The organism is Bradyrhizobium sp. HKCCYLRH2015 (assembly GCF_051168215.1).
Classification (GTDB): domain Bacteria; phylum Pseudomonadota; class Alphaproteobacteria; order Rhizobiales; family Xanthobacteraceae; genus Bradyrhizobium.
The window spans coordinates 652,704-677,944 of record NZ_JBNPUO010000002.1 but is presented as its reverse complement, the minus strand read 5'-3'; the positions used below and the strand labels follow the sequence as shown (position 1 = coordinate 677,944).

The 25,241-nt window shown below is 66.9% G+C and carries 21 protein-coding genes; 9 read left to right on the top strand and 12 right to left on the bottom strand.

The window, feature by feature from the left end; translation table 11 throughout:
- Positions 1 to 5: 5 nt before the first annotated feature.
- From ACQR1H_RS07155 to ACQR1H_RS07135, 5 genes are all read right to left on the bottom strand, one after another.
- Positions 6 to 3,779 carry an AsmA family protein gene (locus tag ACQR1H_RS07155; protein ID WP_434907348.1) on the bottom strand — a complete coding sequence of 1,258 codons (3,774 nt, stop codon included), beginning with the start codon at positions 3,777 to 3,779 and terminating at the stop codon, positions 6 to 8.
- A 169-nt stretch (positions 3,780 to 3,948) separates the two neighbouring features.
- Positions 3,949 to 5,181: a cytochrome P450 gene (locus ACQR1H_RS07150; RefSeq protein WP_315805531.1), complete on the bottom strand. Its 1,233-nt coding sequence runs from the start codon at positions 5,179 to 5,181 to the stop codon at positions 3,949 to 3,951.
- A 70-nt stretch (positions 5,182 to 5,251) separates the two neighbouring features.
- The gene (locus ACQR1H_RS07145; protein WP_434839438.1) at positions 5,252 to 6,553 is read right to left on the bottom strand and encodes an MFS transporter; all 1,302 of its coding nucleotides are present in this window, start codon (positions 6,551 to 6,553) and stop codon (positions 5,252 to 5,254) included.
- A 971-nt stretch (positions 6,554 to 7,524) separates the two neighbouring features.
- On the bottom strand, positions 7,525 to 8,337 hold the full coding sequence (locus ACQR1H_RS07140) for a DODA-type extradiol aromatic ring-opening family dioxygenase (protein ID WP_434863724.1): 813 nt from the start codon (positions 8,335 to 8,337) through the stop codon (positions 7,525 to 7,527).
- Between the two features lie 214 nt (positions 8,338 to 8,551).
- The gene (locus ACQR1H_RS07135) at positions 8,552 to 8,986 is read right to left on the bottom strand and encodes a DoxX family protein (RefSeq protein ID WP_315805528.1); all 435 of its coding nucleotides are present in this window, start codon (positions 8,984 to 8,986) and stop codon (positions 8,552 to 8,554) included.
- 102 nt (positions 8,987 to 9,088) lie between these two features.
- Here ACQR1H_RS07135 and ACQR1H_RS07130 point away from each other — a divergent pair, with 102 nt between their 5' ends.
- Positions 9,089 to 10,006 carry a LysR family transcriptional regulator gene (locus ACQR1H_RS07130; RefSeq protein WP_315805527.1) on the top strand — a complete coding sequence of 306 codons (918 nt, stop codon included), beginning with the start codon at positions 9,089 to 9,091 and terminating at the stop codon, positions 10,004 to 10,006.
- Between the two features lie 54 nt (positions 10,007 to 10,060).
- Here the strand turns inward: ACQR1H_RS07130 and groL are convergent, their stop codons facing one another.
- From groL to ACQR1H_RS07115, 3 genes are read right to left on the bottom strand one after another with little or no spacing between them, the layout of a single operon-like run.
- Positions 10,061 to 12,022: a chaperonin GroEL gene (gene groL, locus ACQR1H_RS07125; protein ID WP_434907347.1), complete on the bottom strand. Its 1,962-nt coding sequence runs from the start codon at positions 12,020 to 12,022 to the stop codon at positions 10,061 to 10,063.
- Positions 12,023 to 12,035: 13 nt separating this feature from the next.
- Positions 12,036 to 12,572 carry a hypothetical protein gene (locus ACQR1H_RS07120; RefSeq protein WP_434864169.1) on the bottom strand — a complete coding sequence of 179 codons (537 nt, stop codon included), beginning with the start codon at positions 12,570 to 12,572 and terminating at the stop codon, positions 12,036 to 12,038.
- A gap of 1 nt (position 12,573) precedes the next feature.
- Positions 12,574 to 13,299 carry a hypothetical protein gene (locus tag ACQR1H_RS07115; RefSeq protein ID WP_315802156.1) on the bottom strand — a complete coding sequence of 242 codons (726 nt, stop codon included), beginning with the start codon at positions 13,297 to 13,299 and terminating at the stop codon, positions 12,574 to 12,576.
- A gap of 253 nt (positions 13,300 to 13,552) precedes the next feature.
- Between ACQR1H_RS07115 and ACQR1H_RS07110 the strand changes: the two genes are divergently transcribed.
- The 3 genes from ACQR1H_RS07110 to ACQR1H_RS07100 all read left to right on the top strand — a co-directional run bounded on the left by ACQR1H_RS07110 (position 13,553) and on the right by ACQR1H_RS07100 (position 16,220).
- Positions 13,553 to 15,250, top strand: a complete 1,698-nt coding sequence (locus tag ACQR1H_RS07110) for a SulP family inorganic anion transporter (RefSeq protein WP_315802155.1) — start codon at positions 13,553 to 13,555, stop codon at positions 15,248 to 15,250.
- Between the two features lie 199 nt (positions 15,251 to 15,449).
- Complete coding sequence (locus ACQR1H_RS07105) at positions 15,450 to 15,680, top strand: hypothetical protein (RefSeq protein ID WP_315802154.1); 231 nt, start codon at positions 15,450 to 15,452, stop codon at positions 15,678 to 15,680.
- Between the two features lie 267 nt (positions 15,681 to 15,947).
- The gene (locus tag ACQR1H_RS07100) at positions 15,948 to 16,220 is read left to right on the top strand and encodes a GCG_CRPN prefix-to-repeats domain-containing protein (RefSeq protein ID WP_434864170.1); all 273 of its coding nucleotides are present in this window, start codon (positions 15,948 to 15,950) and stop codon (positions 16,218 to 16,220) included.
- Positions 16,221 to 16,395: 175 nt separating this feature from the next.
- Here the strand turns inward: ACQR1H_RS07100 and ACQR1H_RS07095 are convergent, their stop codons facing one another.
- Positions 16,396 to 17,814 carry an FAD-binding oxidoreductase gene (locus ACQR1H_RS07095; RefSeq protein ID WP_316217705.1) on the bottom strand — a complete coding sequence of 473 codons (1,419 nt, stop codon included), beginning with the start codon at positions 17,812 to 17,814 and terminating at the stop codon, positions 16,396 to 16,398.
- Positions 17,815 to 17,886: 72 nt separating this feature from the next.
- Between ACQR1H_RS07095 and ACQR1H_RS07090 the strand changes: the two genes are divergently transcribed.
- Positions 17,887 to 18,399 (top strand): thioesterase family protein, encoded by a 513-nt coding sequence (locus ACQR1H_RS07090; protein ID WP_434864171.1) that lies wholly within the window; start codon positions 17,887 to 17,889, stop codon positions 18,397 to 18,399.
- Between the two features lie 31 nt (positions 18,400 to 18,430).
- Here the strand turns inward: ACQR1H_RS07090 and ACQR1H_RS07085 are convergent, their stop codons facing one another.
- Both ACQR1H_RS07085 and ACQR1H_RS07080 read right to left on the bottom strand, forming a co-directional pair.
- Positions 18,431 to 19,648 carry an alpha/beta hydrolase gene (locus ACQR1H_RS07085; protein ID WP_434907346.1) on the bottom strand — a complete coding sequence of 406 codons (1,218 nt, stop codon included), beginning with the start codon at positions 19,646 to 19,648 and terminating at the stop codon, positions 18,431 to 18,433.
- Between the two features lie 282 nt (positions 19,649 to 19,930).
- Positions 19,931 to 21,430: an amidase gene (locus ACQR1H_RS07080; protein ID WP_316217708.1), complete on the bottom strand. Its 1,500-nt coding sequence runs from the start codon at positions 21,428 to 21,430 to the stop codon at positions 19,931 to 19,933.
- 260 nt (positions 21,431 to 21,690) lie between these two features.
- Between ACQR1H_RS07080 and ACQR1H_RS07075 the strand changes: the two genes are divergently transcribed.
- The 4 genes from ACQR1H_RS07075 (at position 21,691) to ACQR1H_RS07060 (ending at position 24,762) form a co-directional block, all read left to right on the top strand.
- Complete coding sequence (locus ACQR1H_RS07075) at positions 21,691 to 22,530, top strand: roadblock/LC7 domain-containing protein (protein WP_315802148.1); 840 nt, start codon at positions 21,691 to 21,693, stop codon at positions 22,528 to 22,530.
- 60 nt (positions 22,531 to 22,590) lie between these two features.
- A complete protein-coding gene (locus tag ACQR1H_RS07070) occupies positions 22,591 to 23,352 on the top strand; it encodes an MBL fold metallo-hydrolase (RefSeq protein ID WP_315802147.1) in 762 nt (253 codons plus the stop codon).
- 64 nt (positions 23,353 to 23,416) lie between these two features.
- Positions 23,417 to 24,121: an OmpA family protein gene (locus tag ACQR1H_RS07065; RefSeq protein WP_434907345.1), complete on the top strand. Its 705-nt coding sequence runs from the start codon at positions 23,417 to 23,419 to the stop codon at positions 24,119 to 24,121.
- The gene (locus ACQR1H_RS07060; RefSeq protein ID WP_315713402.1) at positions 24,118 to 24,762 is read left to right on the top strand and encodes a hypothetical protein; all 645 of its coding nucleotides are present in this window, start codon (positions 24,118 to 24,120) and stop codon (positions 24,760 to 24,762) included. The genes ACQR1H_RS07065 and ACQR1H_RS07060 overlap by 4 nt, the downstream gene beginning before the upstream one ends.
- A gap of 83 nt (positions 24,763 to 24,845) precedes the next feature.
- On the opposite strand, the gene ACQR1H_RS07055 is transcribed toward ACQR1H_RS07060, so the two are convergent.
- Positions 24,846 to 25,019, bottom strand: a complete 174-nt coding sequence (locus ACQR1H_RS07055; protein ID WP_315802178.1) for a DUF1328 domain-containing protein — start codon at positions 25,017 to 25,019, stop codon at positions 24,846 to 24,848.
- Between the last annotated feature and the right edge of the window lie 222 nt (positions 25,020 to 25,241).

The following is a 25,241-nucleotide window of genomic DNA, read 5'->3' as shown; positions in this document are numbered from 1 at the left end:
CGGAATCACGGACTGCCCGGCGGCGTCAGCACGACCGGCGGGCGCGGCACCGGCCGTGGGCGCGGCGGCAGCGCCCCCGGCGCGGGCTTGATCTCGACCGGCGGCGGCAAGGGCGCGACTTGCGGCTGGCTCGATGCCATCGGTGCCGCCGGCTGAGGCGCAGGGGCGGGAGCGGAGAGCGGCGGTGTCAGCGGCGACACGACGGCGCGCGGACCACCCAGCTTGGCGCGCGGCTCGCGCCGTGGATCACGACCGGGCAGCGGCACGTCGGCCGCGCTCGGTGCCGCCGGGCCAGCCTCGGGTGCACCGGGCAGCGACGCCGTCGACGATGGATAGGCCGGCGGCACCTCGCCGCGCGCGATCGCATCCAGACGCCGCGTTTCGCGATCGATCGCGCGCACCGCCAGCCACGACGACAGGGAGGTGACGTCGACCGCGCGCGTCAGCGCCTCGGACGTCCCGACCACGAACAACTGGATCTCCGGACGGCTGTTGGCATTGCCGACCGTATTGGCGCTCAGGCTGGCGCGAATGTCGGCATTGTCCGCCGGAATGTCGAAGCCGCCGGACACGATGACGCGGGCGCCTTGCGCGTCGAGCGTGGTGGCGCCGACCCGCAGCCGGCCGTCGCGGATGATGAAGGGGATCTGAGCAGACGCGACCGGCAACGTCCCCGACGTCAGCACCGGCTCGATCACCTGCCGCAACTTGCCGTCGTCGCTCACTTGGCCGGCGTCGGCCGCGCGCAACGCCGCATCGAACGCCCGCGGGTCGAGATTGGGGAGCGCCGCATTGTCGAGCGTCACCGTGCCATTGCCCGAGAGCGCATTGACCAGTGCCTGCACGCTGCGTCCTTCGGCGGCGAGCGTCATCTGGGCCGAGACCTTGCCGGCCGGCATCTTCAGGCTGTGATAGCGCAGCGCGTTGCCGTCGATGCCGGCGAGCTCGACGCGGCCGTTCAGGACGAGACCATTCGCGTTGGAGCGCGCATCGATGGTCGCGGCGACGTCGCCGCCGCCGAGCTTGCCCTTGAGGTTCTCGATGGTCAGCGACTGGCCGTCGCTCTTGATGGCGCCGCCCAGCGGATGCAGATCAATGCCATTCAGAATGGCGCCGCTGAGGGCCTGGAACGAGACACGCCCGCGCCACCCCTTCAAGAGACCTGCGCCGAGAGGCTCGGCGGGCTCACGCCCGGCCGCTCCGATCAGCACCGATACCACTTGCGGCACGTCGAGCGCATCCAGCCCGAGCTCGCCCTCGATCTGCTTGTCGTCGTCGAGCACCAGCGCGAGCCGGCCGCGCAGCCGCGATCCACCCACCGTGCTGTCGATGTCGTCGAGCGTCAGGCGATTGTTGGAAAGACCGAGACGGCTGAACAGGCGGACGTTCTGCGCGCCCGGATCCTGCGGCTTCAATCCAAACAAGGGCGACAGGTTGGCGCTGCGCAGGCGCAGATTGACGTTGGCCTTTGCGGTGTCGCCCCAGGGATCGACAGTGCCTTGCGCATCGCCATCGAGACCGGCGCCGGAGAGCTTGGCATTCACCCGCAGCGGCGCCCGCCAGCCGCCGGTCACGCTGGCATCGAACTGGGCCGGACCTGTGCCCGCCGCCACCACGCGATCGAGCCCGAGCAGCGCCAGCACGGCGCTGCCCTGCTCCGACGACACCCGGCTCTCGATTCCAAGCTCCGTTCGATCGATCGCATCGACCTCGAAGCTGCGCAGCGCCGCGGCCGAGGGTTTGGCCGTCAGCGTCGCCGAGCCCTTGAGTTGCGGCGCGTCGAGATCAAGCACCGCCTTGGCCTGGCTGCGATCGGCATTGGCCGGATCCTTGGCGAGATCGAGCGTGAGCTTCAGCCGGGCGGCGCCGGCAGGCGTGCCGAGCGCATCGAAGCGGGCGGCGATCTGCGGCGCGAGCGGCTGCAGCAGTGCCGTGACCTCCTTGAGCGAGCCGGCCATCGAGGTCACCACCAGCCGCCCGGTTGCATCGGCGCGATCGAACCGGCCGGAGCCCTCGCTCGTCACGCCGCTGCTCTGGCCGAACTTGATCTGGTCGATGGCGATGGTCTTGGGATCATAGGAAAAGCGCGCGGTGAGCGGACGCAGCTCCTGGCCGCTGAGCTTGGCGCGGGCGACGTCGAGCGCCACGCTGGCCTCCGCCGGCCACTCGCCGGTGACGCCGACCAGCGAGCGGGTCACGGCCATCGCGGCGTCGAGATCGAGCCGATCGCCCTTCAGCACCGCCTCGAAACGCGAGCCCGGCCCCGCTGGCCGGTTGACGAGAGCGACGCGTCCGTCGACGGAGCCGCCGTCGATATCGGCCTTGAGGCTGTCGATCGCGACCCGCTCCGGCGCCACGTTGAGGTCGCCGCGCAGCCGCAGCGGGCGCTGGGTGCGATAGCTGCCGTCGCTGCGGCCCTGCAGCCAGGCCACCAGCGTGTCGGGCTCCGACGATTCGAGATCGAGCGCGCCGGTGAAGCCCGATGTCACCGAGGTCGAGATGCCGATGGTCCGGAACGTCAGCCGCGTCGAGCCGGGCGCGCGCAGGTCGACCTTCTCGAGACTCCATGCCGAAGGTTCGTTGTGCAGGTCGGCGGTGAAGTTCTGTACCGGACGGCCGGAGAGCATGATCTGCTCGGTCGCGAACTGCACGTTGGCCGGCATCGGCAAGGTCGGCAGTTGTGCGATCCAGTTGCGCAGCGCCGGCAGCACCAGCGCGGGCGCGATCGCCCGCCGGTCCTTGATGTCGTCCTCGCCGGCCAGGAGCTTGTCGGCATCGAGCTGGCGTGCGGACAGTGAGGCTTTCAGCACGGGGGCGGCGCCGAAACGGATGTCGCCGCTGCCCGCGAATTTCAGCGAGCGATCCTCCTGGCCAAAGCTGACCTCGATCTGGTCGAGCTTGGCCGACGCCTGGTCGCCGACGACCTTGGTGGCGATGCGCCAAGGCGTCGCGCCAGCCTGGCTCAGCGGACGGGCCTTGGCTTGTTGGGCCTGCTTCGCCGATGGCTCCTTCGCAGACTGGGCGGGCTTGTCGTTGTCGGCGCCCTGCTCCTTCGGGGGCGACGACAGGGTCAGCGCGCCCTCGAACTTCGGCGAGCGGTTGGGAAAGCTGATGAGGCCTTCGATGTCGGCCATCACGGGACGCTCGCCCGGGTCGATGTTGAGGTGGACGCGCAGGCCGTTGGAGTCCTTGTCCTGGCTCGACGACACCCGGAAGGGGTAGCGGCCGCCGCGGATCGACACCGCGCCGTCGCCGCGCAGCGAGCCGGCCAGCGAACGCACGTCGCCGGAGAAGACGATGTCGGTCAGCTCCAGCGTCGAGCGGCTGGCGGCGTCGTGCAGGGCGACGCGGCCGGTGAGGTTGAGCCGGTCGATCGCGAGCGCCGCCAGATTGAACCGGCCCGACGCGGCCGGCAGGTCGACCTGGCCCTTGGCATCCAGCCCGAGATCGGCCGCCATGCCGCCGATGGTGAGCTCGTTCGCCCGCCACTCGCCGCGCATCAGATCGCCGAGGCTGAGCTCGACGTCGAGCTTGTCGGCGCGCAGCTTGCCGAGGTCGTTGGCGCCGCCAAAGGTGACCTGGCGCAGCCGCAAGGTCGGCGTCGGCAACAGCCGTGCGTCCAGCGCACCGGCGACCCGCACGGGCACGCCAATGATCTTGCCCGCCTCAGCCTCGAACTGCGGCCGGAACTGGTTCCAGTCGACGAAGTACGGGCCGATCAGCGCAGCAAGGAGCGCAAGGATGAAGGCAATCGCCAAGCCGAGCAGGGTCGTCTGCACGGGGTCTCCCTCAAAGGACAACGCTCCGGCGTCCCAACCTTAAAGCCAATACGGCCGCGGCCCACTGGCATCGATACCGGAGCGCTGCATCATATAGGATTAAGTATGGCGAAGTCACAGCGCTGTCGGTATTTCCGGGGGCGTTGCACAATTCCGTTAACGAAGATGGTTACCAGTGCGCCGGCAGCCGCTTCAGGCCGCGCAGCACGAAGGTCGGCCGCCATTCCGGGTTGTCGGGATCGTCCAGCTTCAACTCCGGCAGCCGGCGCAGCAGGGTTCCGATCGCGATCTCGGCCTCGATGCGGGCGAGCTGCGCCCCCAGGCAATGGTGGATGCCACCACCGAACGACAGCGGCTTCACGTTGGCCCTGGTGATGTCGAGCTGCTCCGGATGATCCGGATAGACCGCAGGATCGCGGTTGGCGGAGCCCAGCAGGCACAGCACGCTCTCGCCCGCGGGGATCCGGCGGCCGCCGAGATCCTCGATGTCCTCGAGCGCCACCCGTCCGGTGAGCTGCACCGAGGAATCGTAGCGCAGGAACTCCTCGATCGCGTTGGTGATCAGCTCCGGCCGCGCCTTCAACAGCGCCAGCTGGTCCGGATTGCGGTGCAGCGCCAGCAGGCCGTTGCCGATCAGGTTGACCGTGGTCTCGTGCCCGGCGCCGAACAGCAGGATGATGTTGGCGGTGAGCTCCTCATTGCTGAGCTTGGCGCCGTCCTCCTCGGCCTGCAGCAGCTGCGTCGTCAGGTCGTCGCCGGGATGTTTCCGGCGCAGCTCGAACAGGTGCTGGAAATACGCCTTCGATACCGCGTTGCCGGCATTGCCCTCGGCGATCTCGGCCTTCGACAGCGGCACCGGCTCGAGCAGCCGGCCGCCCTCGCGCGAGCTCTTGTAGAACGCTTCGCGGTGCTCCTCGGGAATTCCGAGCATGTCGCAGATCACGGTGACCGGCAGCTTGAACGCGAAGTCCTCGATCAGGTCCATCCGGCCGCGCGGGATGATCTCGTCGAGCGTCGAATCGACGATCGCCTGGATCCGTGGCCGCATGTCCTCGACGCGGCGGGCCGTGAATGCCTTCACCACGAGGCCGCGCAAGCGCGTGTGATCCGGCGGATCCTGCTGCAGCATCCAATGGCTCATGCTGCGGAAGATCGGCTCGTTCATGATGTCAGGGCCGTAGCGCCGGATCGAACGCGCGACGAAGTCCTTGCCGAAGCGCTTGTCGCGCAGCACCAGGCTCGATTCCGCATGCCGGCTGGCGAGGAACGCCCCGAACGGCGTCACATGCATCGGGTCGTTGTCGCGCAGCTGCGCATAGAAGGGATAGGGATCGCGGATGAACTCCGGCGACAGCGGATTGAACAGCGGCGCGGCCTTGGCGGCCTGAACATGCTCGTTCATGGGGTCCCTCTCCCTGGATTGGCCGATTAGCTCACGCCCGCGCCGCGATGGCAACCGGCTAGTTCACACATCATGCCGCAGCCCCCGCCGTCTTTAACCTGTGCAACTGGCCGGCAACGAGGCGGACCCGGCGCGGGGCCGCGATCCAGATCGCCGCCGCCGAGACGAAGGCGCCGAGGAAGGCGATCACGAAGCCCGGCGTATAACTCAGGGTGTAGTCATACAGCACGCCGGTCACCCACGGCCCTGCTGCGCCGCCGCATAGCCCGATCAGCATCAGCGTTCCGAAGATGCTACCGAAATGCGCGCCCTGGAATATCTCCAGCGCGACCGCGCCCATCACCGAGGTCAGGCCGTAGCCGAGCGCGCCCTGCGTCGCCACCATGATGTAGATCAGCATGAGCGACGGCGCGGCCTTGAGCGCGATCAGCGCGGCGAAGCAGATCGCGAAGCCGAGACAGCCCAATCCCCACACCGCCTCGCGCCCCAGGCGGTCCGACAGATGGCCGAGCGCGATCTGGCCCGGGATCCCGAGCAGGCTGACCGCGCCGAGCGCCCACACCGCGACGCTCGAGCTGAAACCGATCTCGAGCAGGTATTTCGTCTGGTGCACCTGCACCGCGTACCAGACGTAGAGGCCGAAGAAATAGCCGAGCGCGAGCCACCAGAACCGGCCCGTGCGCAGCGCGCGCGAGAGCGTCCAGTCGGTGCCGGCCCAGGCGGCGTCGACGACGTTGGAGACCGGCTTGGCCGCATTGGCGAGCGGCGCGGCGTCGCCGTCGGGACGCAGGCCGATCTCCTCCGGCCTCTTGCGCAGCAACAGATTGATCGGCGCCAGCACGACCAGCACCACGATCCCCATCGCTGTGCACGCCGTGCGCCAGTTGGTCTGTGCGATCATGTGCTGCACCCACGGGAGCAGCGTCATCGAGCCGATGCCGACGCCCGCGAAGGCGATGCCGATCGCCAGCCCGCGGCGGCGGATGAACCAGTTCGGCAGGAACAGCGACTGGCCGGAATAGCCGAGGCAGACGCTGCCGGCACCGACCATCACGCCAATCGTGACGTAGAGATGCCAGGGCTGCGAGGTCAGCGGCGCCAGCAGCAGACCGCCGGCCATCAGGGCGACGCCGAGTTCCATCACCGCGCGCGGACCGGTGCGGTCCATCAGCCGTCCGATCAGCGGACTGACGATTCCAGAGGCAACGAAGCCGAACGAGAACGCCCCGGCGGTGACGCCGCGGTCCCAGCCGAATTCGGCGAGAACAGGCGGATAGAACAGCGAGAACGCGGTGCGCGCATTGACCCCGATCGCCATCGTCACGAAGGTCACGGCGACGATGACCCAGCCATAATAGAACGGCAGGCGCATTGTTGTTGTTTTCACTCCCTGGTGCATCCTTCGCATCATCTGCGTGCGAAGGGGTCAAGGATTTTCTGCGCGGGCGACGGCGGTGTCAGTTACCTCCGAGGTCATGTGTGCGGTGCACTGTTCCTCTGCCCCCCGCTGTCGTCCCGGCGAACGCCGGGACCCATACCGCGCGATCTCACGAGGGACATGGCTGACAGTTGCGCGTCTCATTCCCGCCGGTGGTTATGGGTCCCGGCTCAAGGCCGGGACGACACCGCGTATGTGGCGAGCTTCGCCGGATCATGGCTGCACGTCCCCGCAGCGCGATCTGCGCCCGAGCTTTGCTTGCTCACTCACCCTCCTCGAACAGGAGGGCGCAGGGAAGGCCGGGCGCCGGCCGCGCCCGTGGCCCGCCTGCTCAAAAAAATGCAGGCGGCAGGTACCACAGGTTCAGCCGAGATCGCCCGGCCCTCCCTGCGCGATGGTCTTCACGCTTATATGCAGGCTTCCTGGCGCTCGGCTTGTTGGCCGCCATGCGCGACAACGCCTTTCACGCGTTGCGCGGTGATACCAGCGTCGAGGTATCAGAACCCTGCAACTTCACGTCCGCAAGAACGTCGTTCGTCCGCACATCCAGGACATGCTGCCAAGGACATGCTGCGAGCTCTCGCGGCCACCGCTCCCCGCCTCGCGTGTCGTGACGATCGCGCGCAACGCCCCTCCATGATGAGGCGGGATGCGCGGAAAGATCGCGGTGATTTGCCCGACGACGCAAGCGAAATGATCTGCGACAAAGTAACCCGACGGGCAAACAGCGTTCCGTCGTCATTCCGGGGCGATCGTCCAACCGCGTCTGCGTCTGGACGATCGAACCCGGAATCTCGAGATTGTTGAAAGACGGATGCAAGCCAATGTCGAGATTCCGGGTTCAAGGCCTGCGGCCTTGCCCCGGAATGACGTCGTGGGGCGACGGCGAACTAATAAGTTGCGTTCTACGCCGCGGCCTTGGCCTCGTCGGCGCCATGGAACGCATACACGTCCATGCGCAGCACGCCGTAATTGGCGCTGTTGTGCAGCCGTTCGACGCGGGCGCCCTCTCCCGCGGCGCCGAGTGCAGCGAACAGCGGCAGGAAGTGCTCGTCGGTCGGATGATTGTCGCGCGCATGCGGGGCGAGACGGCGGTAGTCGACGAGGTCGTCGACGCGGCCTTCGATCGCGGCCTTGTGCACCCAGTCGGCGAAGTCGACCACCCAGGACGGCGCGGGGTCGTCGATATCGAGCCGGCGCTTGCGGAATTCGCCGAGATTATGGGTGAAGCTGCCGCTGCCGATGATCAGCACGCCCTCGTCGCGCAGTGGCGCCAGCGCGCGGCCGAGTGCGAGATGATGTGCCGGCCCGCGCTCGGTCTGGATCGAGAGCTGCAGCACCGGAATGTCGGCCTGCGGATACATCAGGAGCAGCGGCACCCAGGCGCCGTGATCGAGCCCGCGCCCGCGGTCGATGCCGACCGGCAAGCCGGCCGCCTGCAACCGCGCCGCGACGGCCTGCGCGAGATCGGGCGCCCCCGGCGCGGGATAGCGCAACTGATAGAGCTCACGGGGAAAGCCGTAGAAATCGTAGATGGTCTCGTTGGTGGCGACCGCATTGACGGCGGGGATGTCGGTCTCCCAATGCGCCGAGATCACCAAAATCGCCTTCGGCCGCGGCAGGCTGCCGCCGAGGCTGACGAGGAAGTCACGCGCCGCCGAATCCGTGAGCGGCAGCATCGGCGAGCCGTGCGACAGGAAGATGCTGGGAAGGGTCATGTCATCTCTCCTCGGACTGCTGACACGTCGTCAAGATAGCGCGCCAAAACCACAGCTGTCGTCCCCGCGAACGCAGGAACCCATACCGCGTGATCGAGGTTTGAGGCAGGCTGAGTATCGACCGTCGTGCTCAGACCAGTTCCGCCTGTGGTTATGGATCCCCGCGTTCGCGGGGATGACAGCGAAGGTGTGGCGACAGTCGCCGAATCCAACGTCAATGCGCGCTGCGCAACTGCCCGCCGGCGAGGCTGCTGCGCAGGCCGCCCAGCGCGTAGGCGCCGTCGCCGAGCAGGGCCTGGATCACCAGGGTCACCGCCCAGAACGCCGGATACTCCCAGCCGCCCTTCGGATTGTTGAAGAAGAACCCGGCGGAGCCATGCACGGTGAAGATAGCGCCGAGCAGGATCGGCACGGCGGCGAGCGCCACCCAGCGGGTGTAGATGCCGAGGATCAGCGCGATGCCGGCCAGGATCTCGGCCGTGATCACCAGATAGGCCAGCTCGGGCGGCAGGCCGATGCTGCCGAAGAACTTGGCAGTGCCGGCCGGGGTGAACACGAACAGCTTGAGGCTGGCATGGGCCAGAAACAGCCCGCCCAGGGTGAGGCGGAGCAGGAGCGCGGCATAGGGCGCGGTACGGGAATCGATCATCGGAACCTCCGGTGGGGATCCCCAGCATATGGATCATTTCCCGAAAGACGATAATCCGATAGAATGGAAAATCAGTTCACACCCAAAGAGTGAGATGATCCAGTGTTGGACCGGCTGACCGGACTGGAGGTGCTCTCGAAGGTGGCCGGTTCCGGAAGCCTGTCGGGCGCGGCCCGCCTGCTCGGCATGTCGCCGACCATGGTGACAAAGCACCTCGCGGCGCTGGAGACGCGGCTCGGCACCAAGCTGTTTCACCGCACCACGCGCCGGCTGACCATCACCGAGGCCGGACGCCGCTATCTCGACCTTGCCGAGCGCGTGCTCGGCGACTTCGAGGCGGCCGAAAGCGCGATCGCGGCCGACCGCGTCGAGCCGCGCGGGCTGTTGCGGCTCAATGTCCCGCTCGCCTTCGGCACGCGCCAGATCGCGCCGCTGCTCGCCAGCTTCGCCGCGCTCTATCCCGGCGTCAGCGTCGAGCTTGGGCTCAATGACCGGCTGGTCGACCTGATCGAGGAAGGCTGGGATCTCGCGATCCGGATCGGCACGCTCAAGGACTCCAGTCTGGTGGCGCGGCGGCTGGCGCCGTGCCGGATGATGGTCTGCGCCGCGCCGTCCTATCTCGCCGCGCATGGGACACCGCGCACCACGGCCGATCTCGGCAGCCATAACTGCCTCGGCTACACGCTGGCGGCGGCCGGCCCGTCGCGCTGGCGCATGGGTGGCAAGGCCGCGGTCGATGTCACCGTGAGCGGCAATCTGCGCGCCAACAATGGCGATGCGCTGCTCGCGGCAGCGCTCGCCGGGCAAGGCGTGATCTACCAGCCAACCTTCATCGTCGGCGACGAGATCCGCGCGGGACGGCTGGTGCCGCTGACGCTCGAGGTGCCGCCATCGGACCTGCTGGCGGTGCATGCCGTCTACCTGCCGGATCGCACGCCCTCGGCCAAGGTGCGCGCCTTCATCGACCACCTCGCGGCGGCCTTCGCGCCGGAGCCGCCCTGGGATCGCGATCTTGCGTAAGCGGCGTCAGTTCTTCGTGACGTCGTCGCGAACGAACTGAGTTTCGGGCGAGCCTCAGAAATCCATTCCGCTCATCCTGCCGCCGGACGGCGTGGCCGGAGCCGCCGCCTGCTCTCTGGGGAGTTCGGCGACCATCGCCTCGGTCGTAATCAGCAGGCCCGCAACGGAGGCAGCGTTCTGCAGGGCGGTCCGCACGACCTTGGTCGGATCGATGATTCCCTTGCTGATCATGTTCCCGTAGTCGTCGGACTGTGCGTCATACCCGTAAGCATATTGATCCCGCTCCAACAATCTGCCGACGATGTCGGAGCCGTCGGCTCCGGCATTTGCCGCAATCTGGCGCACCGGTGCTTCCAACGCCTTCATGACGATACCAAAGCCATGCATGATGTCCGGATTTTGCCGAGCAGATTGCCAGCCCGCTCCCCGCGTCCGCGAATGACGGCGAGCGGATTCGCGCCTTTCTCTGAGGTTGAGAATCATTTCTGTCAGATAGTCGATCAATTCGGCTTCGAGCGAATCGGGAAGCTGCAAACGATGGACACGCTGAAAGAAGAAATCCGGATAGACGAACGGACTGTCGGAATTCAGCAGCTTCTCGATGGATGCGAAGATCTCGTTCAAGAGCCTGTTGTTCAACAAGGACTGCTTACGAAGCAAGCGTCCCAGATCGTGCGTGTCAGACATCGCGAGGTCGGAAATGCTGTCCGGCTCGCTCTTGCTCCTGAACACCCGGCTCAGGGCCTGCCTGGCGCGCAACAGCGCAATGCCGCCGCCCGGCAGGATGCCTTCCTCGACGGCCGCACGCGTCGCATGCATCGCGTCATCCACGCGATCCTTGCGCTCCTTGACCTCGACCTCGGTCGCGCCGCCGACGCGGATCACCGCGACGCCGCCCGCGAGCTTGGCCAGACGCTCCTGCAGCTTCTCACGGTCGTAGTCCGAGGTGGTCTCCTCGATCTGCGCCTTGATCTGCTGAACGCGCGCCTCGATGTCGGCCTTCTTGCCGGCGCCGTTGACGATCGTGGTGTTCTCCTTGTCGATCATCACCTTCTTGGCGCGGCCGAGCATGGAGAGGTTGACGTTCTCGAGCTTGATGCCGAGGTCTTCCGAGATCGCCTGGCCGCCGGTCAGGATCGCGATGTCCTGCAGCATGGCCTTGCGGCGGTCGCCGAAGCCCGGCGCCTTGACGGCAGCGACCTTCAGGCCGCCACGCAGACGGTTCACGACCAGGGTGGCGAGAGCCTCGCCCTCGACATCCTCGGCGACGATCACCAGCGGCTTGCCGGTCTGCACCACGGCCTCGAGCAGCGGCAGCAGCTCGTTCAGCGACGACAGCTTCTTCTCGTTGATGAGGATGTAGGCGTCGTCCATCTCGACGCGCATCTTGTCGGCATTGGTCACGAAGTAGGGCGAGATGTAGCCGCGATCGAACTGCATGCCCTCGACGACGTCGAGCTCGGTCTCGAGCGACTTGGCTTCCTCGACGGTGATGACACCCTCGTTGCCGACCTTCTTCATGGCGTCGGCGAGGAACTTGCCGATCTCGGAGTCGCCGTTGGCGGAGATGGTGCCAACCTGGGCGATCTCGTCGTTCGACGTGACCTTCTTGGAGTTCTTGACGAGATCGGCAACGACCGCCTCGACCGCGAGGTCGATGCCGCGCTTCAGATCCATCGGGTTCATGCCGGCGGCAACCGCCTTGGCGCCTTCGCGCACGATGGCCTGGGCCAGCACGGTCGCGGTGGTAGTGCCGTCGCCGGCCGCGTCAGCGGACTTCGAGGCGACCTCGCGCACCATCTGCGCGCCCATGTTCTCGAACTTGTCGTCGAGCTCGATCTCCTTGGCGACGGTGACGCCGTCCTTGGTGATGCGCGGCGCGCCGAACGACTTGTCGAGGACGACGTTGCGGCCCTTCGGACCGAGCGTGACCTTCACGGCATTGGCGAGGATGTCCACGCCGCGCAGCATGCGGTCGCGGGCTTCACCGGCGAATTTGATGTCCTTGGCTGCCATTCTCGACGACCTCCTAGGGCTTCAACATCGGCAGACTGATCGCTTTCTGCATATGCCTGATGTTGACGAGACGCAGCTTGGATATCTTGGTCAGGCAAGCCTGGTCGCTGACGACATCGACCCTGAGCCGGTCAGGATCGAAGCCTGCCAGGATCAGCCTGTCCTTGAACTCCATGGCACGATCGAGATCGCATTCCGGCTCCTGGTCGGAGGCCACGATGTAGATCTCGAATCCCAATATCGCGATTTTCTCCCTGTCCAGGCGGTTGCTGAACTCGACGAACTGGCCGTCGATGTAGCGCCTGTTCTCCGGCTTCAGGTATTTTGCGTCGATCAGACACCCGATGGTCTGCGACAGCGCTTCGTCCGGGATGGCTTCGTGCTTCTCGCACAAGATGGAGACGCTGAAATGCTTCGAATTGGAGTACTTCGACTGCATGATCTCCTTCGTGCAATCCTGCATCTGCCGCATCGGAACGCCGAAGGGGGACCAGGCACATGGCTGCTCGCCGTCGAGCGTGGCGAAATAGAGAGGAATGACTTCGCGCATCTTATCTAAGCCCCTGATTCAACACCGTCAGAGTTTCGACGAGCGACTCCTGACCTTGCGTCGCAGCCGCCATGAAGTCGGCATGGCTGGCCATCTTGCTGTAGGCAATGAAGGATCGGAGCTTCTTTTCCACCCCCCTGGGCAACCCCGGCTCGACAAGCTGCGAGGCGGCCTCCTTCAGCTCCTTGGCGAGCGACTCCACGTCTTCGACCAGCTCCGCCCGCTTCACCTTGAAATCCGTCTTTTGGACGTCCGTATCCTTGAGACGGCGGACATGGGCCTTTGCCCGTCGCCAGAGCACCCCGATTTTTCCGAGGTCCGGTCCGCCCGACTGCACGAGCCGGCCGATCAGCGACAGGGCGGCGAATGCTGATACGCTGGCCTGCATCAGCGCGGCGTTCATGTCCGATCTGGGCCAGGTTCCGAGCAAGCTCAGCACAGTGACCACCAAGACCGTGACGAGGCAGGGAATGATCGCCGCGACGACCGAGATGTAGTCCGCTCTTGCGGCGTTGATGCATACGACCAGGCACAGGAGCAAGACGACGACCGTGATGCGCGCTTCGTGCCCCGCGGCCTGCGTGCCGAGCGAGGTGAAAATATCGATGGCCTTGATTGCTCCGGTTGCGGCCACCAAGAACAGCAGCGCCATCAGCAGCGGCCCCACCAGCGCATGCTCGGGGCGATACGGAAACCAGATCAGCCGGTGGAAGACGACCTTGTACAATGGCGTATCCCGTCGTGAGACGAAGCCCCGTCTCGCAGGCTGCAGGCAATGGAGACCTCGGGGGCCTCAAATCGAGTATCCAAACCAATCCGAATTAGAGAATAATGATGCCAACTCCAACGTTCTTGCAAGTCCGTCCTGCCGTGCGGGCAATTGCACCTGCGCTGTTGCGCTGCCCGATCCAGCCGTGCCATCGAGGATGATCGGGCTGTGGCTCTGCCGCCTGCAGCGACGTCCGGAGACGTAGAAACTCATGACAGACCAGACTGCGGCCGGGCGTCCATGGACGCTGCTCCGCTCCCTGCAATCCTACCGGTTGAGCGCCCTGCCCGCCGATCTCGCCGCCGGACTGACGCTGGCGGCGATCGCGATCCCCGAGCAGATGGCGACCGCCAAGCTCGGCGGCTTCGCGCCCGAGATCGGCTTCTTCGCCTTCATGGCGGGATCGCTGGGGTTTGCGCTGTTCGGCGCCAACCGCTTCCTGTCCTGCGGCGCCGATTCCACGATCACGCCGATCTTCGCCGGCGGCCTGGCGCTGCTTGCGGCCGGCGGCACGCCCGAATACGGCAGCCTGGCCGCGGCGCTGGCGCTGCTGGTCGGGGTCATGCTGGTGCTGGCCGGCGGCTTCAAGCTCGGCGGCATCGCCAACCTGCTGTCGGTGCCGGTCACCGTGGGCTTCCTCGCCGGCATTGCCGTGCATATCATCGTCTCACAATTGCCGGGCGTGCTCGGCCTGCCGTCACCGAGCGGGCCGACGCTGGCGCGGATCGCGACCCTCGCGGGCGAGCTCGGCAAGTCCAACGCATACACGATGCTCATCGGCTTCGGCGTGCTCGCGACCATCACGGTCTGCGAGCGGATCAGCGCCCGCATACCCGGCGCGCTGATCGCGCTGACGGCCGCGACCCTGTTCGTGATGTCGGCCGGGCTGCAGGGCGGTGGCGTGCCCGTCATCGGCGAGATCGCCGGCACGGTGCCGATGCCGTCCGTGCCGCTGATCGGACCGGAACAATGGGCGAAGCTGGTCCCCCTCGCCTTCCTGATCGCCGTCGTGGTGATGGTGCAGACCTCGGCGACGACGCGCTCGTTCCCCTCCGATCCCGACCGGCCGGCCGACGTCGACCGCGACTTCCTCGGCGCCGGCGCCGGCAGCCTGCTGGCCGGATTGTTCGGCGCCTTCCCCGTCAATGCCAGCCCGCCGCGCACCGGCATCGTGGTCGAGACCGGCGGCCGGTCGCAGGTCGCAGGCCTGCTCGCCGCCGCGATCGTGCTGCTGCTCGTGCTGTTCGGCGCCCGGCTGCTTGCGAATGTGCCGGAGGCGGCGCTCGGCGGCGTGCTGCTGTTCGTGGCCTTGCGCATCATCCGCGTCGCGCAGATCACCAGCGTCTATCGTGCGTCGAAGGGCGAGTTCCTGCTCATCCTCGCCACCGCGGTGGCGATCATCGCGCTGCCGATCGAGCAGGGCGTCGCGATCGGCATCGCGCTGTCGCTGCTGCACGGCATCTGGAGCACGACGCGCGCCCACCTCATCGCCTTCGAACGCGTGCCAGACACGACGATCTGGTGGCCGGCGCATCCGCAGATCAGAGGCGAGGAGCTGTCCGACATCGCCGTGGTCGGCTTCCAGGCTCCGCTCAGCTTCCTCAATGCGGCGACGTTCCGCGCCGACATGCAGCGCCTGCTGCGCAGCCGCAAGCCGCGGCTGGTGGTGTTCGAGGCCAGTGCCATCGTCGAGATCGATTTCACCGCCGCGCAGACCCTGCGCGACATGATCCATATCTGCAACGAGGCCGGAATCGTGTTCGCGGTGGCGCGGCTGGAGTCGCTGCGGGCCCAGGCGGCCTTCGAACGGTTCGGCCTGTACGACGTGCTGCCGCGGGAGCGCGTGTTCCACAGCGTCGATCACGCGCTGCAGAAGCTGCGCGGCAGTGCCTCGGATATGCACGCTTGAGGGAATGGCGGCACGAGCATCGCCGTGGTCGACGACGTCTCCGGGACCAAGCGGACGCTTGCGCTCTGCGCAGTGACCTCGTGATACAAACCGTTACACGTTGCGGCGACGCTCGACATATGCCTGCTAAATTGATCGGCGAGACAGCAGCCTCACAAGGCCCGGCGCGTCGGCCGCGGCAAGAGAGGAATCATCGATCATGCACAAGCTGTTTCCGCTGCTGTTGATAGTCATCTTCAGCGCTGCCGCCCAGGCTCAGGACAGGAGCGCGATGCGCCAGGCGTGCGGCGACGACGTGCGCACGCTTTGTACGGGAATCATGCCGGGCGGCGGCCGCATCAAGCAATGCATGATCGAGAAGTTCGATAAGCTCTCCGACGGCTGCAAGACGGCGCTGAAGGACGCGAAGGCGCAGCCGGGCGGCAAATGATGCCGGCTGCGACGAAAGCCGGCGGCAGACGTCGCTCGTCGTTCATGTTCCTTGCAGCGAATGTCTGCTAGAATATCCTAAGATGGCAACGATGCCGTAGCGATGCGCTCCATGATCAGCAGAGCTGCATCGCGCGATCGGTGTCGTGGAGGTCTCTATGGTACTAGGAAGAGGTTTCGCGGCGTCGAAAAAATTGCGAAACCAAATCCTGTCCGAGGACGTCTAAGGACTGCACTGCTTCGAAACCAACGAGAGGACCGCACTGCAATGCGCAATCTGTTCACCTCCGCCCTGCTCGCCGCGACCGTCATGCTGGGCGCGTCGGTCGCGCAGGCCTTCACGCTGCCGGCCCAGCCGGCTGCTCCGGACGGCAATGTCGAGCGCGTCGCCGGCGGCTGCGGTCCCGGCTGGTTCCCCGACCGTTGGGGCCGTTGCCGACCCGCCCCGCGCGTCTATCGCCCCTACGGTTATGGCGGCTTCGGCCCGCGCACCTGCTGGGTCCGGCCGACCCCGTGGGGACCGCGCCGCGTCTGCCGTTGATTTGAATGGACTACAACGCCGCCGCGTGTCGAACGCGGCGGCGTTTTTGTTTGGTGCTCTCCTGACGAGGTTGGATCGGACGTGTCGCCGCGCAGGTAGTGCGCACCCTCTCCCCGTTCTTACGGGGAGAGGGTGCGCAGCGTGATCGAGGAGAGAGTTGAGGCCTGATGCGGCTTCAGGCCGGGATGATCTTGCCGGGGTTGAAGATGTTGTGCGGATCGAGCGCGGCCTTCACCGCGCGCATCGCGTCCAGCGCTTCCTCGCCGAGCTCGGACTTGAGGTATTTCTGCTTGCCCTGGCCGATGCCGTGCTCGCCGGTGCAGGTGCCGTCCATGGCCTGGGCGCGCTCGACCAGGCGGTGCATGAACTCGTCGCCGCGCGCCATCTCGTCGGCATCGTCGACGTCGCACATCAGCGAGCAGTGGAAATTGCCGTCGCCGACATGGCCGACGATCGGCGAGGTCAGCCGCAGACGCGCGAGATCCTCCTCGGTCTCGGTGACGCAGTCCGCCAGCCGCGAGATCGGCACGCAGACATCGGTCGCGACCACGCCGACGCCGGGCCGGATCGCCTTCACAGACCAATAGGCGTCGTGACGCGCCTGCCACAGCTTGGTGCGGTCCTCCGGCTTGGTGGTCCAGGCGAAGTCGCCGCCGCCGCACTCCCTGGCAATCTCGGCAAAGTTCTTCGACTGCTCGGCGACCTCGGCCTCACTGCCATGAAATTCCAGGAGCAGCAGCGGCGTCTCCGGCAGGGTCAGCTTGGAATAGGCGTTGCAGGCCTTCACCTGCGCCGCATTGAGCAGCTCGATGCGCGCCATCGGAATGCCGGTCTGAATCGCGAGGATCGTCGCCTGGCAGGCGCCGCGCACCGTCTCGAACGAGCACGACGCCGCCGCGATGGTCTCGGGAATGCCGCGCAGACGGATCGTCATCTCGCAGATGATGCCGAGCGTGCCCTCGGCGCCGATGAACAGGTGCGTCAAATCGTAGCCGGCCGCGGACTTCTTGGCACGGGTGCCGGTCTTGATGATCTCGCCGTCGCCGCGCACCACCTTCAGCGCCAGCACGTTCTCGCGGATGGTACCGTAGCGCACCGCATTGGTGCCGGAGGCCCGGGTCGAGGCCATGCCGCCGAGCGAAGCGTCGGCGCCGGGATCGATCGGGAAGAACAGGCCCTGGTCGCGGAGATATTCGTTCAGCGTCTTGCGGGTGATGCCGGGCTGGATCACGCAGTCGAGGTCCTCGGCATGCACCTCCAGCACCTTGTTCATGTCGCGCATGTCGATGCAGATGCCGCCGGCGGGCGCGTTGACCTGGCCCTCCAGCGAGGTGCCGGTGCCGAACGGAATGATCGGCACGCCTCGGGGGGCGCAGATGCGGACGACGTCCTGGATGTCGGCGGTCTCCTGCGCCAGCACCACGCCATCCGGCGGCTGCGTCGGCAGCCAGGTCGTGGTATGGCCATGCTGCTCGCGCACGGCCTGCGAGGTGATGAGCCGGTTGCCGAAGCGGGCTGCGAGCGCGTCGAGCGCGCTTTTCAGCGCCTCCGGCGCGGGCCGCTTCAAATCGTGATGGGGGATCGTCGTCGCCACTGCTTCCTCCGAAAGTTGGGCGGACCGTGGCAAAGGACGCAACAGGGGTCAAGGGAGCAAACGGAAGAGCCGATGAGCGATAATGCAGTGCCCACGACGCAAGAGGCCGGGCCGTTCATGTCACAGGTCATGCAGATCGAGCCGCAATGGATCGACTACAACGGCCATCTCAACATGGCCTACTACAACGTGATGTTCGACCGCGCGATCGACCAGATCTGGGCCGAGCTCGGTATCGGCCCGGCCTATATGAAGGAGCGCCAGGGCTCGACCTTCACCGCCGAATGCCACGTGCGCTATCTGCGCGAGATCCATCTCGGCGATCCCGTCCAGGTCGCGGTCTGGCTGATCGCAGCCGACGAGAAGCGGCTGCACACCTTCGAGGAGCTGCGCCATGCCGAGGAAGGCTGGGTCTCGGCGACCTCGGAGAACATGTCGGTGCACATCGACATGACCAAGCGCAAGGTCGCGCCGTTTCCGCCGGACATCCAGGCCAACATCGCCCGCGTGCTGCAGGCGCATGCCGCGCTGCCGCAGCCCGACGGGCTCGGCCGCGCCATCGGCATGCCGCGCAAGCAGGACTAGCGGGCCATGCGGGCGCGCCGGCGTCCCGCGCTCAGCTCCCGCCGGCCGCCCTCTTCTTCGCAGCACCTGACTTGGCGACGCGCGCCTTCGCGGTGCGCGGCTTGGGACTGGTGACCCTGACGGCCAAGCGAGCCTGCGGCCGGATGCGGTAGCGCCCCGACCCGGTCGGATCGCGGTTGCCGACCTGGTTCTGCGGCACGCCGCTCAGGACCTGGACGATGTCGTCACGGACGACCGGAAAGATGCGATAATACTGGTGCTCCTGCGGGTCCTGCGCGAACGACGTGACGTCCGAGCAATCGACCGCGGTGACCTTGTCGCTGATGCTGCCCATGTTGTCGGGGCCGTCATTGCCCAGCCGCGGACCGTTGAATTTCGTGCCCGCGCTCAGCGTGTTCAGCACCCAATCCTTGGTCGAGTGATAGACCGTGACGCTGCTCGCGGTGCGCGGCAGATATTTCAGCTTTGCCGGGTCGTCGAACGCATCCGCGTCCTCGTCGGCTGCCGCGAGCACGATCTTGTCGAACGTCCTGCGCAGTCCGGTCAGCGCCGGCTGCATGCCGTCCATCCGCACCATCGCCGGCACGCTGCCAGCCATGGCCGCGCCGGCCGCGGGATCCGGCATCTGCATCAAGGCCTGCAGCGCGCCGCGCAGGACATAGACGCCCATGCTGTGACAGATGAGATGAATGCTCTGGTTGCAGCGCTCGCTCTCCGGCAGCCCGTCGACGAAATCATAGAGACGCCGCAGCGTGCGTGCCACGGCCGGGCCGGATGCCGCCGCCGTCTTGCGATCGTGCTGGTAGTCCACAAAGGGCAGCGGCACGCCGACCGGCGAGGCCACCGACGGCCAACTGAACACGAACATGTTGGCGTCGATCCCGTAGAACGCCGATATCCACCCGGCGCGTTCGATCGAGTCGACGAAGCTGTTGCTGAAGCCGTGAATGAACGCGATCGTCGGCCGCGCCTTCGCCAGCATGTCGGTACGCAGGGCGCCGAAGATCGTATTGCTGCCGAGGACGGCTCGGGAGCCTTGCGGAAAGATCAGTTGCTCGTCCTCGACATGAAGCGATCCAGGCACCAGGCCATAGCTCGATGCCTGCAGATCGACGGCGATCTCGGCCCGGCCATACCTGATGTTCAAGCCGTTGACGGGACCGAGCTCGGAGCTGAACCCGGTAATCTGATTCGTGCCTTCAGCCGTGATCGGTTGCCTGTTGGTCGCGAAATAGACCGTGACGTTCATGATCCCGCCCTCTGAGAATATCGCCAGCAAGCATGGCACGGCACCGGACGAGCGGATCGTCGGAAGCGGCGCGAAATGGCTTCCGCACCACGGCAGTCACGCGCGATGGGCCGGATCCGAACAACGTCGCCGTCTGAACAACGTCGCCGAACCGGCGCGGCTTCCGCAACCGCGCTCCACCTCAGATAGAACACCACAAACAGCGCGCACGCAATCGCGATGGATGCGCACGGCGTCTTGCGACGCACGACCGCGCTGCGCAAACCGGCCCATCTCGTCTGGTCAGCCCTGCATCACCCAGTCGGGCAAGCGCGCGAACCAGGGCTGCGCCTGCTCGAGCTGGCGGGCGAGCTGCAACAGTCTCGTCTCGTCGCCGAGCCGGCCTGTGAACTGCACGCCGAGCGGCAGGCCGTCGGCGGTCCAGTGCAGCGGCACGCTCATCGCCGGCGTTCCCGTCAGATTGGCGAGCTGCGTGAACGGGACATATTGCAGGCTGTCGCGGGCGATCTTGTCGATCATGCCGTCGAGCAGGCCCCAGCGCGTCAGCAGCCCGAGCAGGCCGATGCGGTCGAGCATGTCGAGCAGCGTCTGTTCGGCCGTGCTCGGATCGCCCTCGCCGTGCCGGATCGGAGGGTGTGCGAGCGTCGGTGTCAGCAGCAGGTCGTAGCGCGCATGGAAGCGCGCGAGCGCGCGAGCGAACTCGTTCCATTTGAGCAGCTGCGTCGTCAGCGCGCCGGCCGAGATCGCGCCGCCCAGCGTCGACAGCACCCGCGTCAGCAGCTCGAACTCCTCGCGCCTGGCGCCCTTGCCGCGCGCGTCGGCGACCAGCGCCGCGACCTGGCCGAAATAGATGTGCAGGAACGAGGTCGCGAGCGCGGCGCCGTCGATGTCGGGGGTGGCCTCCTCGACCTCGTGACCGAGGCCCCGCAGCAGCTTCACGGCGTTGTCGACCGCAAGCTTCGCCTCGGCATGCACCTCGGTCCCGATCGGCGACGCCGCCGTGTAGCCGATGCGCAAGCGGCCGGGATCGCGGGCGACCGCATTGGCATAGACCACGCCGGGCTCGGCGGTGAGAAAGGGATCGCCGGGCTCGCTGCCCGCGATGACGTCGAGCGCGAGCGCGGTGTCGCGAACGCTGCGCGACAGCACGCCCTCGCTCGAGGCGCCGAACCAATACTCACCGAAGCCCGGGCCCGACGAGATCAGGCCGCGCGACGGCTTCAGCCCGAACAGGCCGCAGCAGGCGGCGGGAATGCGGATCGAGCCGCCGCCATCATTGCCGGCGGCCATCGGCACGACGCCCGAGGCGACCGCCGCTGCAGCGCCGCCGCTGGAGCCACCCGGCGTATGCGCGGGATTCCAGGGGTTGCCGACGCGGCCGAAAGCGCGGGAGTCGCTGACGCCCTTCAGCGCGAGCTCCGGCAGGTTGGTCTTGCCGAAGATCACGAGGCCGGCTTCGAGATACCGCCTGACGACCGAGGCATGCTCGGCGGCCGCGAAGCCGGACAGCGCCTTGCTGCCATAGGCCGTCGGCAGGCCCGCATAGTCCTGGGCACAATCCTTGATCAGGAACGGTACGCCGGTGAACGGGCCGGTGGCGGGCTTGGCAAGCTGCGCACGGGCCTCGCCCTCCATCAGCCTGCAGACGGCGTTGGTCCGCGGCTGGGCCCGCTCGTTCTGTACCAGCGCGAGCTGCAGCAGCTCCGCCGCATGGGTCTCGCCGCCCTTCACCGCGGCGGCAAGCGCCGTTGCATCTCGCTGCACATAGTCCCCGAAGTTCACGCCGCCCTCCCCGCACCGCATTCGTTGCCGTGATCGTAGCTGATTCTGGCTGCAACCGAGGCGCAGTTGCGCCGAACGCGGCGTCAATGCGGCCCCATCGGGGCGATCATGGCGACATGATGATCAACCCCGGTCGACTCGAGGGCCGGATTGCGCAGCTTGGTCCCGATTTTAGTTAATTTGATTCAGATCATTCGTCGCGTCTCTTGTGCCGACCTAACCTTACGCATCGTTAGTTGCGTAGAGTTGACGAGAGAGCGATGGGACGCCTCGCAAGCCTGCTGAGCCGAGCGCACGGTCCGCATGAGGATGCGGCGGCCCTGCCCGTGACCACCGCCGACTACTTCATCCTGCTGTCGCGCGCGATGGAGAACCTGCCGGACTCATCCCCCGAACGCCGAGCCGAAGTCTACCAGTCGGCCCGCCAGGCGCTGGTGACCCAGTTGCAGGCGATGGATCCGCCGGTCTCGCGATCACGCATCAAGGCCGAGCAGCGCGCGCTCGACGACGCGGTTGATACGATCGAGACGCGCGCGCTGACGACACCGGACGGCAGTCCGGAACAGACGACGACGCTGGTCCCGGATGACCCGCTGTATCCCTCCGCCGTTACTGCACAGATCGACATTCCCGCCGCTTCCGTTTCAACAGCTCAAGATGATGACCAGGACCCCGCCATGGCTCAAAGTCAGTTTCATTCCAAGTTTGCCCCGCGCGCCGTCGAGGAGAAGCCGATGTCACGACTCGATGAAATCAACCGCGTCCTGCGCAAGCTGCAGAGCGACTCGTTCGGGGTCGAGGCCTGCGCGCTGATCTCGGAGGACGGGCTGATGATCGCGAGCGTGCTCGCGGCCGACATGGAGGAGACGCGGGTCGCCGGCATGACCGCGACCTTGCTGTCGCTGGGCGGCCGCGCCGCCATGGAGCTCGGCCGCAGCCATCTGCAGGAGGTCATCATCCGCGGCGAGTCCGGCTACGCCGTGCTGGTCAGCGCCGGCCGCGGCGCGCTGCTGCTCGCGCTCACCAACGAGAACAGCAAGCTGGGCTTAACCTTCTTCGACATGCGCGAAGCCGTCCGGTCGCTGCAGAAGGTGCTGTAGCGCATCGTCGTCAATGAGCCGGCGCGCGGCGATCGCGCGGCGCCGGCGGGGAGTCATTTCATGGCCAATACCGTCCTCTATGACGACGGCGTTCACAAGAACATCCTGCTGGAGGATTTCGGCGCCGGCGACCTCGCGGTGCAGGCGAACCAGCATCTGATCATCCACGACCGCATCGGCATGCTGCTCGATCCGGGCGGCCACAAGGTCTATTCCAGGGTGCTCAGCGAGACCTTCAGCGAGCTCGCGGGCGGGCGGCTGAAATATCTGTTCCTGTCGCACCAGGATCCCGACATCGTCGCAGCCATCAACGGCTGGCTGATGACGACCGACGCCGACGCCTACATCTCGGAGCTGTGGACCCGCTTCGTTCCGCATTTCGGCTTCGACCACATCGTCGCCGACCGGCTGAAGCCGATCCCCGATGAAGGCATGGTGTTCGATCTCGCCGGCAGCAGGCTGTATGCGCTGCCGGCGCACTTCCTGCACAGCGAGGGCAATTTCCAGCTCTACGATCCGATCTCGAAGATCCTCTACAGCGGCGACCTCGGCGCTTCGATCGGCGTCGACTACACCGTCGTGCGCGACTTCAAGGCGCATACGCGCTTCATGGAAGGCTTTCACCGCCGCTACATGGTCTCCAACCGCGTCATGAAGGCGTGGGCGCAGATGGTGAGCACGCTCGACATCGAGATCATCGCCCCACAGCACGGCGCGCTGTTTCCGGATGCTGCAATGTCGCGCCAGTTCATCGCATGGTGCGCGGGGCTCGAATGCGGCATCGACCTGATCACGCCGAAGTTCAAGGTGCCCGTGGGCTGAGATGCTGGCGCCCTCCCCGAACTCCGTTCCGCCCTCGCCCGCGATGCGCGTCGATGCGTGCACCGTGGCCGGCGAGGAGGCGCCGATCTGGCTCGCCGCGGCCTTCGCCGTCGCCGGCACCCTGATCGCCGTCATGTCGGCAGCGCTCTGGCAGCAAGGCATCGCTACGGCGCCGGTCGCGACGGCGGCAATGCCGGTGATGGCCGTGCCGCAGCGCGACGACCGCATTGCCGACGCGGCGCCCAAGCGACGGGAGGCGCGGATCGTCGACCCGGCACCGGTGGTCGCGGCGCCGCCGACGCCGCCCGCGCCCGCTCCCGTCGTAATCGCGCCACCGACTCCGCCGGTCGCCCCGGCAGCGCCCCCGGAGCCCCAGAGCCCCGCGAAGCCTTCCGCCGAGTGCTTCGCCCCGCTGGCGGTCGGCTTCGAGCGCGGCAGCGCCCGACCGAACCCTGCCGACATGAAGCGGTCGCTGGCGATCCTGCAACGCACGCTCGCGCGCCACGGCGATGCGACCATCATCATCGAGGGCCATACCGACGCCAGCGGCACCGAGGATCTGAACGTGCTGCTCAGCTATTCGCGCGCCAAGGAGATCGCGGCCCAGTTGAAGCGCGAGGGTCTCCCGGCGCAGCGGATGTCGGTGCGCGCCGCCGGCGCCGGCGAGGCGCGCGGCGATGCCCTGGCGGTCGCGGGCGACCGCAAGGCCGTGCTGCGCATTGCGGGCGTCGATGATTGCAGTCAACTCACAGCGACGAAGCGACCATGACGATCTATGCCATCGTGAGCGGCCTCGGCGCCGCCATCCTGCTGCTGACCTCGGGCTATCTGTTCGGCGCCCGCCAGGGCGCGCTGTCCCGCGAGCTGCTGCGGCGGCAGGTGCAGATGCAGGCGGCCAGCCTCGACCAGTTGCAGGAGCAGAGCAGCCACGACGCCATTGAGCGCGAGACCAGCCTGCGCAGCGCGATCGAGGACGTGCTGGCGCCGCTGGTCGAGCGCGAGCGCATCTCGCTCGATCTCGCGCAGCTCGCGAGCCGGCCGGGCCGGCGCCGCGAGCTGGTGCCGCTGCTCGACCGCATCGCCGAGGTCGGCCGCTTCCAGACCGTGCTGCTCACCAACGAAGAAGGCCTGCCGCTCGCGGCCAATACGACCGCCCACCGCACCGAGCAGCTTGCGGCGGCGGCGACCCGACTTGCGCTGGTGGCGGAGAAGATCGCCGACGAGACCCACATCGCGCCGTTGTCGGTGATGCTGCGCGACGCCTCCGAGGCGACGACGCTGTGCCGGATCTTCCGCGTGCAGGACCAGACGCTCACTCTGACCGCGCTCTCCAACGATACGCGCCTCGCCTCCGTGGCGCTCGATCCGGCGCTCGCCAAGGTGCAGGTCGCGCTGACGGCGCCGGCCTGACACCTCCTCAAAACGCAAAGAGCGCAGCACCTCTTGCGAGGCACTGCGCCCTTCGCCGACCTCATTGTCAGGGATGAGGCCGACTACACGCGGCTGCGGCCGCGGGCGAGGCCCACGACGGCCGAAACCAGAAACAGCACGACGGCGATGAAGAAGATGATCTTGGCGATCTCGATGGAGGCACCGGCGACGCCGCCGAAGCCGAGAATGCCGGCGATCAATGCGATAACCAGGAAGGTGACAACCCAGCCTAACATGACACGACCTCTGTCTCTCGATTGCGGTTCAAAGCGACGCGGAGCTTGCGCCGTTGCCAGAACAATCGTGGCTTGGAACAAAGGTTCCGGCCGCGCGGGCCGGTAAAAATTCGCGATCTGCCGGAACAAAAGCCCGCCGAGGCTGGAGCGGCGTCCGTCTGCCCCGATTTAGGGCTGTAAAACGCCGCTGCCGGCCCCATATAGCCGTCAATCCCTGCTATG

What these genes read in the sequence shown, in the direction of transcription:
- ACQR1H_RS07150 (WP_315805531.1), bottom strand. Translation starts at nt 5,181, where the DNA reads ATGAACGAGCATGTTCAGGCCGCCAAGGCCGCGCCGCTGTTCAATCCG.
- ACQR1H_RS07145 (WP_434839438.1), bottom strand. Translation starts at nt 6,553, where the DNA reads ATGCGCCTGCCGTTCTATTATGGCTGGGTCATCGTCGCCGTGACCTTC.
- ACQR1H_RS07140 (WP_434863724.1), bottom strand. Translation starts at nt 8,337, where the DNA reads ATGACCCTTCCCAGCATCTTCCTGTCGCACGGCTCGCCGATGCTGCCG.
- ACQR1H_RS07135 (WP_315805528.1), bottom strand. Translation starts at nt 8,986, where the DNA reads ATGATCGATTCCCGTACCGCGCCCTATGCCGCGCTCCTGCTCCGCCTC.
- groL (WP_434907347.1), bottom strand. Translation starts at nt 12,022, where the DNA reads ATGGCAGCCAAGGACATCAAATTCGCCGGTGAAGCCCGCGACCGCATG.
- ACQR1H_RS07120 (WP_434864169.1), bottom strand. Translation starts at nt 12,572, where the DNA reads ATGCGCGAAGTCATTCCTCTCTATTTCGCCACGCTCGACGGCGAGCAG.
- ACQR1H_RS07110 (WP_315802155.1), top strand. Translation starts at nt 13,553, where the DNA reads ATGACAGACCAGACTGCGGCCGGGCGTCCATGGACGCTGCTCCGCTCC.
- ACQR1H_RS07105 (WP_315802154.1), top strand. Translation starts at nt 15,450, where the DNA reads ATGCACAAGCTGTTTCCGCTGCTGTTGATAGTCATCTTCAGCGCTGCC.
- ACQR1H_RS07100 (WP_434864170.1), top strand. Translation starts at nt 15,948, where the DNA reads ATGCGCAATCTGTTCACCTCCGCCCTGCTCGCCGCGACCGTCATGCTG.
- ACQR1H_RS07090 (WP_434864171.1), top strand. Translation starts at nt 17,887, where the DNA reads ATGAGCGATAATGCAGTGCCCACGACGCAAGAGGCCGGGCCGTTCATG.
- ACQR1H_RS07085 (WP_434907346.1), bottom strand. Translation starts at nt 19,648, where the DNA reads ATGAACGTCACGGTCTATTTCGCGACCAACAGGCAACCGATCACGGCT.
- ACQR1H_RS07075 (WP_315802148.1), top strand. Translation starts at nt 21,691, where the DNA reads ATGGGACGCCTCGCAAGCCTGCTGAGCCGAGCGCACGGTCCGCATGAG.
- ACQR1H_RS07070 (WP_315802147.1), top strand. Translation starts at nt 22,591, where the DNA reads ATGGCCAATACCGTCCTCTATGACGACGGCGTTCACAAGAACATCCTG.
- ACQR1H_RS07060 (WP_315713402.1), top strand. Translation starts at nt 24,118, where the DNA reads ATGACGATCTATGCCATCGTGAGCGGCCTCGGCGCCGCCATCCTGCTG.
- ACQR1H_RS07055 (WP_315802178.1), bottom strand. Translation starts at nt 25,019, where the DNA reads ATGTTAGGCTGGGTTGTCACCTTCCTGGTTATCGCATTGATCGCCGGC.